The organism is Streptomyces sp. NPDC093546, from assembly GCF_044765045.1.
In the GTDB taxonomy this organism is placed as follows: Bacteria; Actinomycetota; Actinomycetes; order Streptomycetales; family Streptomycetaceae; genus Streptomyces.
In genome coordinates, this window is the sequence record NZ_JBIWJG010000003.1 from 104,865 (window position 1) to 119,840 (window position 14,976).

Below are 14,976 nucleotides of genomic sequence, written 5' to 3' on the forward strand. Positions count from 1 at the left end.
ACGCTTTTCGTACGGCTACGGCGTACGGCTACGACGACAGGATCACGCTCCGCGTGAGGTTGCGCGGCCGGTCCGGGTCGTACCCCTTCGCCTCCGCCAGCGCCACCGCCAGCCGCTGCGCCCGGATCAGGTCCGCCATCGGGTCGGCCGTCGCGTGCGCGTGCAGCGTGCCGCCCACCCGCGCGACCTCGGCCGCCAGGCCCTCCGGCAGCGCGCCGAAGACCCACGCGACCCGCCCCGGCCCGGTGATCGCGATGGGTCCGTGGCGGTACTCCATCGCCGGGTACGCCTCCGTCCACGCGCCCGCCGCCTCGCGCATCTTCAGCCCCGCCTCCAGCGCCAGCCCGTACGCCCAGCCCCGTCCCAGGAAGGTCCACTGCTCCGCCGCGAGTACCGCCTCCGGCAGCGGCTCCGTCACCGCCAGCTCCGCGTCCACCGCCGCCTCGGCGACCGGCTTCACACCGGGGACGCCGCGTACGGCATCGCCGAGGCCCGCCCGCAGGAACGCCAGCGCCGTCGTCGCGAACCGCGTCTGGACCACCGACTCCTCGTCCGCCCAGTCCAGCACCGCGACCGCGTCCGCCGCCTCCATGACCGGTGTCTTCGGGTCGGCGGTCAGCGCCAGCGTCGGCACCCCGCGCCCGCGCACCTCGCCCAGCAGCCGCAGCACCTCGGTCGTCGTCCCGGAGCGGGTGATCGCCACGACCCGGTCGTACGCGCGCGAGGACGGGAACTCCGAGGCAGCGAACGCGTCGGTCTCGCCCTGCCCCGCCGCCTCCCGCAGCGCCGCGTACGCGATCGCCATGAACCACGACGTGCCGCACCCCGTCACGGCGACCCGCTCGCCGGGGCGCGGCAGCCCCTCCCCGAACGACGCGGCGGCCTCGGCGGCGCGGCGCCAGCAGGCCGGCTGGGTGGCAATCTCTGCTGCGGTACGGGACATGCGAGGGACTCCTACGGCGTCGTACGCGTACAGGTCCCTGCCGGTCTAGCAGACCGGAGTTGTGGAAGCGATACCCAGTGGTGTAGACCTCATCCCCTCGGTAGGTGAATGAAGGTGGGACAAGGCTGTGCAGCGACGCCGCTCTCTGGGACTGACCGCGGCGGTAGCCGCACTCGGCATGGCGGCGAGCCTGTCGGCCTGCGGGGCGGGTGACTCCAAGGACGTCACCCTCAAGCTGGTCGCCGCCGACTACGGAAGCAACGCCTCCAACACGTCGCAGGCGTACTGGGACAACGTTGCCAGGGAGTTCGAGAAGAGCCACCCGCACATCAAGATCGATGTGAAGGTGCTCTCCTGGAAGGACGTCGACCGCGAGGTCGCCGAGATGGTGAACCGCGGCGAGGCCCCCGACCTCGCGCAGATCGGCGCGTACGCCGACTACGCCAAGCAGGGCAAGCTCTACAAGGCGGAGGAGCTGCTTTCCGTCCCCACCCAGGCCAGGTTCCTGCCGCTGCTCGCCCGGGCCGGCGAGGTCGACCGGGTGCAGTACGGCATGCCGTTCGCCGCCAGCACGCGGCTGCTCTTCTTCAACGAGGGCCTCTTCGCCAAGGCGGGCGTCGAACCGCCGAAGAACTGGGCCGACATCGCGGCGGCCGCGCGCAAGCTGAAGGACGAGGGCGTCAAGTACCCCTTCGCGCTGCCGCTGGGCTCCGAGGAGGCCCAGGCCGAGACCATGCAGTGGATGCTCAGCGGGGGCGGCGGCTACCGCGACGACAGCGGCGGTTCGTACGAGATCGACTCCGTCGACAACGTCAAGACCTTCACGTGGCTCAAGGACGAGCTCGTCGGCCCCGGCCTGACCGGGCCCGTCGCGCCCGGCAAGCTGGACCGGCAGCAGGCGTTCGACGCCTTCACGCGCGGCGAGGTCGGCATGCTCAACGGCCACCCGACGCTGATGCAGACGGCCGAGAAGGCGGGCGTGAAGGTCGGCACGGTGCCGCTGCCGGGCGTCGACGGCAAGGCCAAGGCGGCGATGGGCGTCGCCGACTGGATGATGGCGTTCAAGCAGAACGGCCACCGGCGGGAGGCCGGCGCGTTCCTGGACTTCGTCTACCAGGACAAGAACGTGCTGGAGTTCTCCGACCGCTACGACATCCTCCCGGTGACCGTCACCGCGAACAGCGCGATGTCCGCCGATCCGGAGCACGCGGACCTGAAGGCGTTCCTGGACGCCCTGCCCACGTCGGAGCTGTACCCGGTGGGCGAGACCTCGTGGGCGAAGGTCAGCGAGAGCGTCAAGCGGAACATCGGCGAGGCGGTCGCGCCCGACGGGGACCCGGAGGCGGTGCTCCAGGGGATAGCGAAGACGGCGAAGGACGCGGAAGCGGCCGAGTAGCCGAAGTAGCTATGTTCTTCATATGACCGCCGACCTCAGTGCTCGCGACCGGGCCGTCCTCGCCATGGAGCGCCGCTCCTGGCCGGGCCCCGGCGCGAAGGAGCGGGCGATCCGGGAGCAGCTGGGCCTGTCGCCGACGCGCTACTACCAGCTGCTCAACGCCCTCCTCGACGACCCCCGCGCCCTGGAGCACGACCCGGTGACGGTCAACCGGCTGCGGCGGGTGCGGGCGGCGCGGGAGGCGCGCCGGTAGGTGTGTGCACCGGTGGAGCTGGATAGGTTTCCGCCCATGGGTACCCCACAGGACTCACAGGACTTCCTCCCCAGCCCCACCACCGCCGCCGGCCGCGAGGGCCTCGACTCCTTCCTGGCCCATCCCGAGCGGGCGGTCGTCGGCCTCGACTTCGACGGCACCCTCGCCGAGATCGTCGACGACCCCGAGCAGGCGCGCGCCCACCCCGGCGCGGTCGCCGCCCTCGCGGCGCTGGCGCCGCACGTCGCGTCCATCGCGGTGATCACCGGCCGCCCGGCCGGTGTGGCGGTGCGGTACGGCGGCTTCGCCGGCGTACCGGGCCTGGAACACCTCGTGGTCCTCGGCCACTACGGCGCCGAGCGCTGGGACGCCGTCACCGGCACGGTCCGCGCGGCCCCGGAGCACCCCGGCGTCGCGGCCGTCCGCGCGGAGCTGCCCGGCGTCCTGGACCGGGCGGGCGCGTGGCGCGGCACCTGGACGGAGGAGAAGGGCCGCGCGGTCGCGGTCCACACCCGCCGCGCGGAGGACCCGCAGGCCGCGTTCGACGCCCTGCGCGAACCCCTCGCCGAGCTCGCCACCCGCCACGGCCTGGTCCTGGAGCCCGGCCGCCTGGTCCTGGAGCTGCGGCCCCCGGGCATGGACAAGGGCGTCGCCCTCACCGACCACGTCCGCGCCACCGGCGCGGGCACGGTCGTGTACGCGGGTGACGACCTCGGCGACCTCCCCGCCTTCGCCGCCGTCGAGAAACTCCGCTCCGACGGCACGCCGGGCCTCCTGGTCTGCAGCGCCAGCGCCGAGGTCCCGGACCTCGCCACCCGCGCGGACCTGGCCGTCCCGGGCCCGCCGGCGGTGGTCGACTTCCTGGGGGCGCTGGCCCGGCGGGTGGGCTGACGCCCCCGAACCGGGGGCGTCAGCCCCCGGGAACTACCCCAGCTCCCGCAGCGCGTGCAGCTGGTCCAGGAACCACTGGTGCGGCGGAAGCGCCGTCGCCGCCGCGGCGAGGCGCTTCGTGCGTTCGTCGCGTTCCGCCGTCGGCATCGTCAGGGCCTCGTGGAGGGCCTCGGCGGTGCCGGTCACGTCGTAGGGGTTCACCGTGACCGCCTCGTCGCGCAGCTCCTCGTACGCGCCCGCCTCCCGCGACAGCACCAGCGCGCAGCCGTGGTCGGAGACGACCGGGACCTCCTTGGCGACGAGGTTCATGCCGTCGCGGATGGGGTTGACCAGGGCCACGTCCGCGAGGCGGTACGCGGCCAGCGAGCGGGCGAAGTCGTCCTCGACGTGGAGGATCACCGGGGTCCAGCCGTCGCGGCCGTACTCCGCGTTGATCTCGTCCGCGAGCTGCGACACCCGCGCCGTGTACTCGCGGTACACGGGCAGGTCCTGCCGCGAGGGGTAGGCGAAGGCGAGGTGGACCACCCGTTCGCGCCACTCGGGGCGCTGCTCCAGGAGCGTGCGGTACGCCAGCAGCCCGCGCACGATGTTCTTGGACAGCTCCGTGCGGTCCACGCGGACGATCGTCTTGCGGTCGGGACCGATCTGCTCCCGCAGCGCCGCCATCCGCTCGTCCACGTCCGCCCGCCGCGACCGCTCCCGCAGGAAGTCCGCGTCCGCGCCCAGCCCGTGCACGCCCAGGTACGTCCGCCGCCGCTGGTGGCCCGGGATGCGGTACTCGAAGCTCGGCTCCTGGTCCCGGGGCCAGTACGCCATCCCGTCGTAGTGGCCGAGCACCACCTGGCAGCAGTCCTGGAAGGCGCGCCGCCACCGCGAGGTGAGGAAGCCGAGGCGGTCCGCGCCGAGCATGCCGAGCAGCAGCTCCTCGGCGATGTCGTCGGGCAGCATCCGGAAGTACTCCGGCGGCGCCCACGGCGTGTGCGAGAAGTGCCCGATCCGCAGGTCGGGACGGAGCTCGCGCAGCATGCCGGGGGCGAGCGCCAGGTGGTAGTCCTGGATGATCACCGTCGCGCCCCGGTCCGCCTCCGCCGCCAGCGCCGCCGCGAAGGCCCGGTTGTAGAGCCGGTACGCGTCCCACTGGCGCCGGAACTCCGCGTCGTACACGGGCTCCAGCGGCGTCTGGTACAGCATGTGGTGCACGAACCACAGCACGGAGTTCGCGATGCCGTTGTACGCCGCCGCGTGCGTCGCCGCGTCGATGTCGAGCATCCGCACGCCGGGCTCGCTGATCCCGCGCCGCACCGCCTCGCGGTCGCCGTCGCTCAGCGCGGCGCACACCCACAGCGCCCCCGCGTCCGGACCGATCGCGGACAGGCCCGACACGAGCCCGCCCCCGCCGCGCCGGGCGTCGAGCGTGCCGTCCGCACGCGGCACGTAGCTGACCGGACCTCTGTTCGAAGCAACGAGAATCTGGGGCGCCATGGAGACGAACCTAGCCCGTAGCCGAAACGCTCAAACGTACGCCCGTCACGCCACGCGCCGCCGCCGTGTGTACTCCGCCACACTCGCCATCGGAGGCCGTTCCTCCGTGTCCACCGCGTGCGTCCGCGGCACGAACCCCGCCTCGCCCCGGTCGAACTGCGTCAGCCGCGGCCGCACCAGGTGCCCCCGCGACAGCCGCAGCTGCGCCGTCCGGTAGATCGCCGCCGCCATCCGCCCCAGCGCCCGGTCGTCCTGGTGCCGGTGCTTGCGCACCCCCACGTCCACCTGGGCGAGGGCGTCGAGCCCCACCGTGTGCAGCGCGTCCACCAGCAGGCCCAGTTCCACCCCGTACCCCACCGGGAACGGGAGCCGCTCCAGCAGCGAGCGCCGCGCCGCGTACTCGCCGCCCAGCGGCTGGACGAACCCGGCCAGCTGCGGCCAGTGCAGGTTCAGCAGCGGCCGCGCCACCAGCTCCGTCACCCGCCCGCCCTGGCCCGGGGAGCCCTGGCCTGCGGGGCCCGCCATCGGCCGGTCGTACATCGCCTTCACGAAGTGCACGGACGAGTTCGTCAGCAGCGGCCCGACGATCCCCGACACGAAGTCCGCCGAGAAGTCGATCAGGTCGGAGTCGACGAAGCACACGATGTCGCCGCTCGTCACGAGCAGCGACCGCCACAGCACCTCGCCCTTGCCGGGCAGCGCCGGTATCCGGGGGAGTATCGCGTCCCGGTGCTCCACCCGCGCCCCGGCCGCGCGCGCCACCTCCGCCGTACGGTCGGTCGAGCCCGAGTCGATCACCACCAGCTCGTCCACCAGCGGCACGGCCCTCGACATCAGCTCGCGGCGGATCACGGTGACGATCTCGCCGACCGTCGCCTCCTCGTTGAGCGCCGGCAGCACCACGCTCACGGTCGTCCCGCCTTTCGCCGCGAGCAGCTGGTCGAGCGGTCGCTCCGAAACGGACCAGGACCGCCGGTCCAGCCAGCGCTCCACCTCTTCCAGCACGTGATCTCCATCTCGCGTATCGGACGACCATCTCAAGCGTCCAGGGGTTCGGTTACAGTCTTGAACAACGCGGACGGCCGACACATGTCGGGTCCCCCGCGCACACAATCGAATACCGCTCATCCAGAGGGGCAGAGGGATACGGCCCGTTGAAGCCCCGGCAACCCTCCAGTCGGCACTCGCACATCTGCGCAACGCGAGGCCCCGGCTAGGGAAGGTGCCAAATCCGTCTCATGGCGAAGTGCGCCATGAGGAAGATGAGGAGAAAGGGCCTCGCCTCCATGGCTGTACAGACTGTCTCCCCCTCGGACGCCGCTCCCGGCACCGCCGCCGACACCAGCAAGAACGTCGACCTCGGGCCCGCGTCCGCCCTCTCCTGTCGCGAATGCGGCGAGCGCTTCGCCCTCGGCCCCATCTTCGCCTGCGAGCACTGTTTCGGGCCGCTCGAGATCGCGTACGACCTGCCGAGCGGCGACCCCGAGGCCCTGCGCAAGCGCATCGAGGCCGGGCCCGCCAACATCTGGCGGTACGCACCGCTGCTGCCCGTCCCCGCCGACGTCGCGGACAAGCCGAACCTGAACCCGGGCTGGACCAAGCTCGTCCAGGCCGACAACCTCGCCCGCGAGCTCGGCGTCGAGCCCGGCAAGCTCTTCGTCAAGGACGACTCCGGCAACCCGACGCACTCCTTCAAGGACCGCGTCGTCGCCCAGGCCCTGGAGGCCGCCCGCGCCTTCGGCTTCACCACCCTGTCCTGCTCCTCCACCGGCAACCTGGCGGGCGCGGTCGGCGCCGCCGCCGCCCGGGCCGGCTTCCGCTCCTGCGTGTTCATCCCGCACGACCTGGAGCAGGGCAAGGTCGTCATGGCCGCCGTGTACGGCGGAGAGCTCGTCGGCATCGAGGGCAACTACGACGACGTCAACCGCTTCTGCTCCGAGCTCATCGGCGACCCGCTCGGCGAGGGCTGGGGCTTCGTGAACGTCAACCTCCGCCCGTACTACGCCGAGGGCTCGAAGACGCTCGCGTACGAGATCTGCGAGCAGCTCGGCTGGAAGCTGCCGGACCAGATCGTCATCCCGATCGCCTCCGGCTCGCAGCTGACGAAGATCGACAAGGGTCTGCAGGAGCTCATCAAGCTGGGCCTGGTCGAGGACAAGCCGTACAAGATCTTCGGCGCCCAGGCGGAGGGCTGCTCCCCGGTGTCGGCGGCCTTCAAGGCCGGTCACGACGTCGTACGGCCCCAGAAGCCGAACACCATCGCCAAGTCGCTCGCCATCGGCAACCCCGCCGACGGCCCGTACGTCCTGGACATCGCCCGCCGCACGGGCGGCGCGGTCGAGGACGTCGACGACGAGCAGGTGGTCGACGCGATCAAGCTGCTGGCCCGTACGGAGGGCATCTTCGCCGAGACGGCGGGCGGTGTGACCGTGGGCGTGACGAAGAAGCTGGTCGAGGCCGGTCGGCTCGACCCGTCCCTGACCACGGTCGTGCTCAACACGGGCGACGGCCTGAAGACCCTCGACGCCGTGGCCGACACCTCGCAGGCGACCGCCGTCATCCGCCCGAGCCTGGACGCGTTCCGCGACGCGGGCCTGGCCTGACCGCCCCCCACTCCGTACCGGGCTCGTACCGCTCGTACTGAAAGGCATCACGACATGAGCGTCAACGTGCGCATCCCCACCATCCTCCGCACGTACACGGGCGGCCAGGCCGAGGTGAAGGCGGAGGGCGCGACCCTCGCCGAGGTCATCGAGTCGCTGGAGAAGAACCACCCGGGCATCGCCGCCCGCGTCCTGGACGACCAGGGCAAGCTGCGCCGCTTCGTCAACGTGTACGTCAACGACGACGACGTCCGCTTCGAGCAGGGTCTGGAGACCGCCACGCCGGACGGCGCGGGCGTGTCGATCATTCCCGCCGTGGCCGGCGGCTGCTAGTTCGCTGATAGCGCTTTCCGGAATTGCCCCCTCCGCACGCTGTGCGCAGGGGGCATTTCTGCATGGTTGAGCGCGGTAGAGTTGGGGAAGCCCCCGCCGCCGGTCATGTCACGCGCATATGAATTCACGCCCCGGCGCGACAAGATGCAGTCAAAGTACCCGTGCCTGATGCGCCGAATGTGCGCTTTGCCGGGCCCGACTTGCCCGGGGTTCTGGCGAATTCCGCCTAATTTTCCGTTCACGCGTGCTCGGAATTCTCGTCCGATTGACCTGTTGCAGACGGCAGTTGGACAGATACATTCAGCGGCGGTCGACGCGTTCCGGCGCACGCCCGTTCCTGTCAGCGGGTGAGGTCTGACCCGGGTCCGCGAAGTGCGGTCCTGTGCAAGGGCCAGTAATAGGGGAGTTAGGCATGGCTCAGGGCACCGTCAAGTGGTTCAACGCGGAGAAGGGGTACGGCTTCATCGCGGTCGACGGTGGTGCGGATGTATTCGTCCACTACAGCGCGATCCAGATGGACGGCTACCGCACCCTGGAAGAAGGTCAGCGAGTCGAGTTCGAGATCTCGCAGGGCCAGAAGGGTCCGCAGGCGGACATGGTCAAGCTCGCCGGCTAGTAGCAGGCGCGATTCGGCCAGCGACTTTCACAGTGGTGCCGAGGGGCCCGCATCCGCACAGGATGCGGGCCCCTCGCGCGTGCGCGTACGCGCACACGCGTAGTGGATCGAAGGCTCCCGATCCACGGGAGGAGCTTGCACTCGCAGGGGTCGAGTGCTAATCATTGGCGTTAGCACTCTGAAGGTGAGAGTGACAACGAAGGACCGAGTCGGTGAGGTCCGCAGGCCGGTGGGGCAAGGAACCACAGGGGCATGCAGGCCGTCCGTCGCGGGCGCCAGCGCGGTCCGGAGCATCCACCCCAGTCCGGGAGGACCACTTCACATGGCCAAGATCATCGCGTTCGACGAGGAGGCACGGCGCGGCCTCGAGCGCGGCATGAACCAGCTCGCCGACGCCGTCAAGGTGACCCTGGGCCCCAAGGGTCGCAACGTCGTCCTCGAGAAGAAGTGGGGCGCCCCCACGATCACCAACGATGGTGTTTCCATCGCCAAGGAGATCGAGCTCGAGGACCCGTACGAGAAGATCGGCGCCGAGCTGGTCAAGGAAGTCGCCAAGAAGACGGACGACGTCGCCGGTGACGGCACGACCACCGCGACCGTCCTCGCCCAGGCGCTCGTCCGCGAGGGTCTGCGCAACGTCGCCGCCGGCGCCAACCCGATGGCGCTGAAGCGCGGCATCGAGAAGGCCGTCGAGGCCGTCTCCGGTGCGCTGCTCGACCAGGCGAAGGAGGTCGAGACGAAGGAGCAGATCGCCTCCACCGCCTCCATCTCCGCCGCCGACACCCAGATCGGCGAGCTCATCGCCGAGGCCATGGACAAGGTCGGCAAGGAAGGCGTCATCACCGTCGAGGAGTCCCAGACCTTCGGTCTGGAGCTGGAGCTCACCGAGGGTATGCGCTTCGACAAGGGCTACATCTCGGCGTACTTCGCCACCGACATGGAGCGTATGGAGGCCTCGCTCGAGGACCCGTACATCCTGATCGTCAACTCCAAGATCTCCTCCGTGAAGGACCTCCTCCCGCTGCTGGAGAAGGTCATGCAGTCGGGCAAGCCGCTGCTGATCATCGCCGAGGACGTCGAGGGCGAGGCCCTGTCGACGCTGGTCGTCAACAAGATCCGCGGCACCTTCAAGTCCGTCGCCGTCAAGGCCCCGGGCTTCGGCGACCGCCGCAAGGCCATGCTGAACGACATCGCCATCCTCACCGGCGGCACGGTCATCTCCGAGGAGGTCGGCCTCAAGCTGGAGAACGCCGGTCTCGACCTGCTGGGCCGCGCCCGCAAGGTGGTCATCACCAAGGACGAGACCACGATCGTCGACGGTGCCGGTGACAGCGAGCAGGTCCAGGGCCGCGTCAACCAGATCCGCGCCGAGATCGAGAACTCCGACTCGGACTACGACCGCGAGAAGCTCCAGGAGCGCCTCGCGAAGCTGGCCGGCGGCGTGGCCGTCATCAAGGCCGGTGCCGCGACCGAGGTCGAGCTCAAGGAGCGCAAGCACCGCATCGAGGACGCCGTTCGCAACGCGAAGGCGGCCGTCGAGGAGGGCATCGTCGCCGGCGGTGGCGTGGCCCTGATCCAGGCCTCCTCCGTCTTCGAGAAGCTGGAGCTCGAGGGCGACGAGGCCACCGGTGCCAACATCGTGCGCCTGGCCCTGGAGGCCCCGCTGAAGCAGATCGCCGTCAACGGTGGTCTCGAGGGCGGCGTCATCGTCGAGAAGGTGCGCAACCTTCCCGTCGGCCACGGCCTGAACGCCGCGACCGGTGAGTACGTCGACATGATCGCCGAGGGCATCATCGACCCCGCCAAGGTGACCCGCTCTGCCCTGCAGAACGCGGCCTCCATCGCGGCGCTGTTCCTCACCACCGAGGCCGTCGTCGCCGACAAGCCGGAGAAGGCGTCCGCCCCGGCCGGTGGCGGCATGCCGGGCGGTGACATGGACTTCTGATCCCTTCGCGGATCGGTAAGCCCGGTTACGGAACCGAGGGCGGCACTCCCAGCAGTGGGGGTGCCGCCCTCGGGCGTTCTGCCGCACCGTCGTGTGCCTGGAGGTGCCGATGACCCGCACCATGATCGACCTGGAGATCCTCTTCAGAGGCGTCCATCCCAGATCTGCTCATCGCGGCCACGGCCGAGCGTCACGGGGTCACGGTGCTGCACTACGACGGGGACTTCGACCACATCGCTGCCATCACGGGCCAGCCGGTGAAGTGGGTGGTCGAGCGCGGCTCCGTGCCATAGGCAGGTGAGGGCTCGACTTCGGCGCGAGTGCGTACGACGCCGTAATGGCCCGCGCCCACGACAAATGATCAGTACGTTCGGTCGAGGATCACTACCGGGATATCGCGGCTGGTCGCCTCCTGGTAGCCCTGGTACGACGGAACGGCCGCCACCATGAGCGCCCACAGCCGCGGTTTCTCCTCGGGCGTGGCGGTCCTCGCGGCCGCGGGGAAGGTTTCCGCGCCGATCTGGACGGTGACGTTCGGGTTGGCGGTCAGGTTGAGGTACCAGGCCGGGTGCTGATCGGCTCCGGCGTTGGAAGCGGCGACGATGTAGCGGTCCTCGCCATCCCGCACGTAGACCAGGGCCGTGCGGCGCAGCTTTCCGGACTTGCGGCCGCGGGTCGTCAGGAGCAGGTCGTTCATGCCTGGTCTGGCTTGGCCGTTCGTCTCGAGGTAGTGGCGGATGTGCTGTGCCACCCACTCGTTCGGGCTGTCGGTGATTTCCTCCTGCCTGTCCATCAGCCGGCCTCGACGCCGACGTGCGTGCGGTGATGCCGCGGATCGTCGATCTCGTCGAGCAACGCGATCGCGAAGTCGGCGTAGGAGATACGGCTGCTGACCTCGGCCGGCGCCGTCCGGTACCTGCCGGTGCGGGCACCGCCGTGGTCGAAGTCGCCCGCCGGGCTGAGGACCAGCCAGTCCAATCCAGAGGTCCCAGAGGCCACGGTGCGCAGCACGTCCGTGCCTGCCGCGTGTCCCAGGAAGAAGGCACGGTAGTCCTGGGGATAGCCAGGCGTGTCCATGAGGAGGGCTCCGGAGGCGGTCTCCAGCACCGAGGCGAGGCCAACCCCGACCAGTCGGTTCACGTCGGCTTCCGCCAGGCCGTCGAGGAGGGCACGCGATGCGTGGGCGAAGAAGGCTTCGGGCTGCGCGGCGGCATCGTAGACCGCGCTGATCGCGGCATCGTGTCCGACGGACAGCCGGGCGACGCTGGGGGCATCGGTGACATCGCCCGCGACGGTCCGTACGCCGTCCACAGCCCGCAGATCGGGGTACTTGGCCGGGTCACGCACGACCGCGGTGACCTGGTGGCCACGGCCGCGGGCCTCTGCGACGGCGGCCCGACCGGCCCTGCCGCCGGCGCCGAAGATGATGATCTGGCTCATGGCTTCCCCTCGAACATCTACGGGCCGGGCCTGAACGCCGACCGCTTCCCCGGACGATAGAAAAGGCCCTGGTTACCAAGGAGATACCGGCTACTGTGTGGCGGTGCCTGAGCCACTGGATCCCGACATGTTCGACCCGGTCTGCCCATCCGACCTCTCACCGATCCGCTTCGGTGACAAATGGTCAGGGATGATCATCCGCTGCCTCGAACAGGGACCCCGCCGGTTCTCGGAGCTGCGGATCCCGCTGCACGGCATCACGGCCAAAGTGCTGACGCAGTCGCTCCGTACGCTGGAGCGTGACGGCCTCGTCACACGCACGGTCCACGCCGAGCCGGTGCGCCGGGTCGCATACGACCTGACCCCGCTCGGCCGCAGCCTCCTCGTCCCGATGGCCGCAGCCTGCACCTGGGCGGCGGAGCACTGGGACGAGCTCATCGACGCACGGGAAGCGGCCTCGCCGCTTGGCAATACCGGCTAGGGCCCCGCTCTCGGTGCCCAGGTGCGTCTCTGGGTCAACGGCGTGGACGTGGTGAGGCAGGCGGGGGGGCGTGGGCCTCTCGCGGCGGAAGCGCTGCCCGTCAGGCTCCCCAGTCCGTTGCGGGCGACGTCCGAGCCGCGCCGGGTGGAGCTGGGCGAGCCGGAGTGCACCGGGGGTGCTGTGGTTTCCTCTCCGTGGTCGTGCAGCGCATAGGCGATGTCGTCCAGTGGTCGGACTGGCAGGTGCCCCATGGTGAGGTCCGACCGCTGGAATTCGACTTCGACGCGAGTGCGTACGACGTACCCGTACGCAGTCATGGAGGTCGGTTCGTACGCCATGACGGGCGGCTCGCCCGCGCTACCTGGATCCGGTCCGGCGCGCCACGCGGTGGCGGAGGTAGACGACCCCTGAGGTGAAGGTGCGGGTCTCGACGAGTTCGAGATCCACCCGGCGCTCGTGCCGGGGGAAGAACGGGATGCCACCACCGACCAGCACCGGGTAGACCATGGCCCGGTACTCGTCGATCAGTCCCAGTGCGGCCGCCTCGGCGGCGAGGGTCGCGCCGCCGATCGCGATCTCGCCCTCTCCCGGCTCGGCCCGCAGCCGCTTGATCTCGTCCTCCAGGCCACCGGAGGCCAGGCGGGCACAGCCCTCGACCGCCGACAGCGTGGTGGAGAACACCACCTTCGGCAGCGGCTTCCAGAGCGCGGTCCACTCGCGCATGGCGTCGTCGAGCGTGGGGTCCTGGTCGGCCGTCTCCCAGTACAGCATCGTCTCGTACAGCCGCCGTCCCAGCAGGTGGACGTCGACCTGGCGGATGTCGTCGATCCAGAAGCGGAAGACCTCCGCGTCGGGAGCCGTCCAGTTGAAGTCGCCGTCCGGCCCGACGATGTAGCCGTCGAGCGAGACGCCCATCGAATAGGTCACGCTGCGCATCAGGAGTCCTCCTCAGCCCGCGTAGTCCTTGAGCTTCTCGGTTGCGAGCGTGATGGCGACGGGGTCGGGCAGTTCGACGGTGTCGCCGTACTTGTAGGTGACCTGCTTCTGATACGTGCCGTGTGCCGGTTCGCTGTGCACGACGAGGGTGTCGGAGTCGCGGTCGATGAGGAGGAAGACCGGGATGTCCGCCTGGGCGTATCCGGCTCCCTTCTCTTTCCGGTCCCGGAGGTCGGTGTCGGAGTCGTACGAGGTGATCTCGACGGTCATGAGGACGCCTGACGAGTCCGCCCATTCACCATGTCCGGCGAAGTGCTCCACGGGGGCGAGGGCGCCGTCGGGCCTGGCTCGTCCCTTCCGGTATCCCTCGACCACGAGGCCCTGCTCGGGATGGAGGTCCAGGTCCGGGCGGTGGTGCATGCACTGCCGGAGGAGCCACATGAAGATTGATCCGTGGTCGCCGTCGGGCACGGGCTTGACCTTCAGCTTTCCGTTGACGAATTCGAGCGTGACGGTTTCCGGGGCTCGGCGGGCGAGCTCCTCGAACTCCTCGACGGACATCTGCGGGCGCTCTGCGGTGCCAGGGGTCATGGTGTCGCCTCCTCCCCTACAGAGTGCCCCGCCTCTGGTGCGGCTGAGCTGAACTGTCATGCATGGCTCCTTTCGGGTCGCAGACCGGCCGCCGCCTTCGCCGCCGCCGCGCGGGCGTGGACCTCGGCCGGGGGCAGGGTCGTGCGGGGGCGCGGTACCGCCTCGCCTCGGCAGGGGCCGCATTCGCCGTCGCGGAGGGCCTCCGGGCGGGCCGGGTCGCCGCAGCGGGCGCACTCCAGGATGCGGAGCGGTGGGCGGTACGGCTCCGTCCGGGGCGGCGGGATCTTTGTCGTCAGGCGGGTCCGGGCCAGGGCGAGCGGGCGGTGGACGACCTCCGGGAGCCCGGCCGTCAGGGCGATCCGGACCTGCTGCTCGGTCGCCCCGCGCTCGAACCACTCGTTCACCAGCGGCGCCAGCACCGAGCACTCCACGGCGGACAGCGACATCATCGGCGCCTCGCGCCCCAGCGCCGCCAGCAGGACGTACGCGCGCGACAGCTTCTGCCGCGGCGGCTTGTCCTCCGGTACGTCTCCCCGCTGGAACGCCGCCCACCACTCGTCGTCCCGCGCCGTCCGGGACCACCACGTCCGCGTCACCCACTGCTGGGGGCCATCGCCCAGCGTGTGCTCCCGCCCCCGGCGCAGGTGGCCCGCGCGGACCAGGTTGTTCAGCGCCGTCCGCAGCGCGCACTGCCCGTACGCCGGGAGCACCTTCGCCAGCGTCTTCACGGAGATGTCCGCGCCGTCCGTCAACCTGTCGATGTACCCGGCGATGGACGCCTCGCGCGGCGGCAGATGCGCGAAGTCACTGCTCGTCGGCGGTTTCTGGCCAGGCGCGGAACGCTTGCCGTAGCCGGGGCTCGCGAGGGGGTGCGCGGCAACACTAAGCTCTTCGTCATCCATGGGATCGCTCGATTCGATCTCGATGGCTAGACCCCCGCAGGTGTTGCTAGCACCTCGCGGGGGTTGTTCGTTATGCGGGCACGCTAGAGCGTCGCCACGCTGCGTGGCAAATCGCATGCGGAGGGTCAACGCACCGGGTGGGTGGGCGGGTTCAAAGCCAGACC

16 protein-coding genes, 1 pseudogene and 1 riboswitch are annotated in these 14,976 nt (G+C 70.4%); of the genes and pseudogenes, 9 read left to right on the forward strand and 8 right to left on the reverse strand.

Features of this window, described 5'->3' with window-relative positions:
- Positions 1-28: 28 nt before the first annotated feature.
- Positions 29-943 (reverse strand): SIS domain-containing protein, encoded by a 915-nt coding sequence (locus ACIRNI_RS06890; protein WP_403548998.1) that lies wholly within the window; start codon positions 941-943, stop codon positions 29-31.
- Positions 944-1,121: 178 nt separating this feature from the next.
- Between ACIRNI_RS06890 and ACIRNI_RS06895 the strand changes: the two genes are divergently transcribed.
- The 3 genes from ACIRNI_RS06895 to otsB are packed head-to-tail and all read left to right on the forward strand — an operon-like array spanning position 1,122 to position 3,483.
- On the forward strand, positions 1,122-2,339 hold the full coding sequence (locus tag ACIRNI_RS06895) for an extracellular solute-binding protein (RefSeq protein ID WP_403549855.1): 1,218 nt from the start codon (positions 1,122-1,124) through the stop codon (positions 2,337-2,339).
- A 22-nt stretch (positions 2,340-2,361) separates the two neighbouring features.
- Complete coding sequence (locus ACIRNI_RS06900) at positions 2,362-2,592, forward strand: DUF3263 domain-containing protein (RefSeq protein ID WP_355355592.1); 231 nt, start codon at positions 2,362-2,364, stop codon at positions 2,590-2,592.
- Positions 2,593-2,628: 36 nt separating this feature from the next.
- Positions 2,629-3,483: a trehalose-phosphatase gene (gene otsB / locus ACIRNI_RS06905; RefSeq protein ID WP_403549000.1), complete on the forward strand. Its 855-nt coding sequence runs from the start codon at positions 2,629-2,631 to the stop codon at positions 3,481-3,483.
- A 33-nt stretch (positions 3,484-3,516) separates the two neighbouring features.
- On the opposite strand, the gene ACIRNI_RS06910 is transcribed toward otsB, so the two are convergent.
- Positions 3,517-4,965, reverse strand: coding sequence for a trehalose-6-phosphate synthase (locus tag ACIRNI_RS06910; protein ID WP_403549002.1), 1,449 nt, complete (start codon positions 4,963-4,965; stop codon positions 3,517-3,519).
- Between the two features lie 45 nt (positions 4,966-5,010).
- The gene (locus ACIRNI_RS06915) at positions 5,011-5,970 is read right to left on the reverse strand and encodes a glucosyl-3-phosphoglycerate synthase (protein WP_403549004.1); all 960 of its coding nucleotides are present in this window, start codon (positions 5,968-5,970) and stop codon (positions 5,011-5,013) included.
- A 116-nt stretch (positions 5,971-6,086) separates the two neighbouring features.
- Positions 6,087-6,234: riboswitch (SAM riboswitch) on the forward strand.
- Between ACIRNI_RS06915 and thrC the strand changes: the two genes are divergently transcribed.
- The 5 genes and pseudogenes from thrC to ACIRNI_RS06940 all read left to right on the forward strand — a co-directional run.
- Positions 6,228-7,568, forward strand: a complete 1,341-nt coding sequence (thrC, locus tag ACIRNI_RS06920; protein ID WP_403549857.1) for a threonine synthase — start codon at positions 6,228-6,230, stop codon at positions 7,566-7,568. Its footprint overlaps the riboswitch before it by 7 nt.
- A 54-nt stretch (positions 7,569-7,622) precedes the next feature.
- Positions 7,623-7,901, forward strand: a complete 279-nt coding sequence (locus ACIRNI_RS06925) for a ubiquitin-like small modifier protein 1 (protein WP_403549006.1) — start codon at positions 7,623-7,625, stop codon at positions 7,899-7,901.
- A 412-nt stretch (positions 7,902-8,313) separates the two neighbouring features.
- On the forward strand, positions 8,314-8,517 hold the full coding sequence (locus tag ACIRNI_RS06930; RefSeq protein ID WP_031073244.1) for a cold-shock protein: 204 nt from the start codon (positions 8,314-8,316) through the stop codon (positions 8,515-8,517).
- 322 nt (positions 8,518-8,839) lie between these two features.
- Positions 8,840-10,462 (forward strand): chaperonin GroEL, encoded by a 1,623-nt coding sequence (gene groL, locus ACIRNI_RS06935; protein ID WP_355355581.1) that lies wholly within the window; start codon positions 8,840-8,842, stop codon positions 10,460-10,462.
- Positions 10,463-10,614: 152 nt separating this feature from the next.
- Positions 10,615-10,755: pseudogene (locus tag ACIRNI_RS06940) on the forward strand (PIN domain-containing protein); the annotation flags it as partial.
- A 68-nt stretch (positions 10,756-10,823) separates the two neighbouring features.
- On the opposite strand, the gene ACIRNI_RS06945 reads toward ACIRNI_RS06940, so the two are convergent.
- The gene (locus ACIRNI_RS06945) at positions 10,824-11,255 is read right to left on the reverse strand and encodes a nitroreductase family deazaflavin-dependent oxidoreductase (RefSeq protein WP_403549008.1); all 432 of its coding nucleotides are present in this window, start codon (positions 11,253-11,255) and stop codon (positions 10,824-10,826) included.
- Entirely contained in the window at positions 11,255-11,902 is a 648-nt protein-coding gene (locus tag ACIRNI_RS06950; RefSeq protein ID WP_403549009.1) for an NAD(P)-dependent oxidoreductase, read from the reverse strand. The genes ACIRNI_RS06945 and ACIRNI_RS06950 overlap by 1 nt, the downstream gene beginning before the upstream one ends.
- 103 nt (positions 11,903-12,005) lie before the next feature.
- Here ACIRNI_RS06950 and ACIRNI_RS06955 point away from each other — a divergent pair, with 103 nt between their 5' ends.
- Positions 12,006-12,383: a winged helix-turn-helix transcriptional regulator gene (locus ACIRNI_RS06955; RefSeq protein ID WP_403549011.1), complete on the forward strand. Its 378-nt coding sequence runs from the start codon at positions 12,006-12,008 to the stop codon at positions 12,381-12,383.
- A gap of 357 nt (positions 12,384-12,740) precedes the next feature.
- Here ACIRNI_RS06955 and ACIRNI_RS06960 read toward each other — a convergent pair whose 3' ends face one another.
- From ACIRNI_RS06960 to ACIRNI_RS06970, 3 genes are read right to left on the reverse strand one after another with little or no spacing between them, the layout of a single operon-like run.
- Positions 12,741-13,319 (reverse strand): dihydrofolate reductase family protein, encoded by a 579-nt coding sequence (locus tag ACIRNI_RS06960; RefSeq protein ID WP_403549013.1) that lies wholly within the window; start codon positions 13,317-13,319, stop codon positions 12,741-12,743.
- 12 nt (positions 13,320-13,331) lie between these two features.
- Positions 13,332-13,910 (reverse strand): Uma2 family endonuclease, encoded by a 579-nt coding sequence (locus ACIRNI_RS06965; protein ID WP_403549015.1) that lies wholly within the window; start codon positions 13,908-13,910, stop codon positions 13,332-13,334.
- Positions 13,911-13,966: 56 nt separating this feature from the next.
- Entirely contained in the window at positions 13,967-14,812 is an 846-nt protein-coding gene (locus ACIRNI_RS06970) for a hypothetical protein (RefSeq protein WP_355355565.1), read from the reverse strand.
- Between the last annotated feature and the right edge of the window lie 164 nt (positions 14,813-14,976).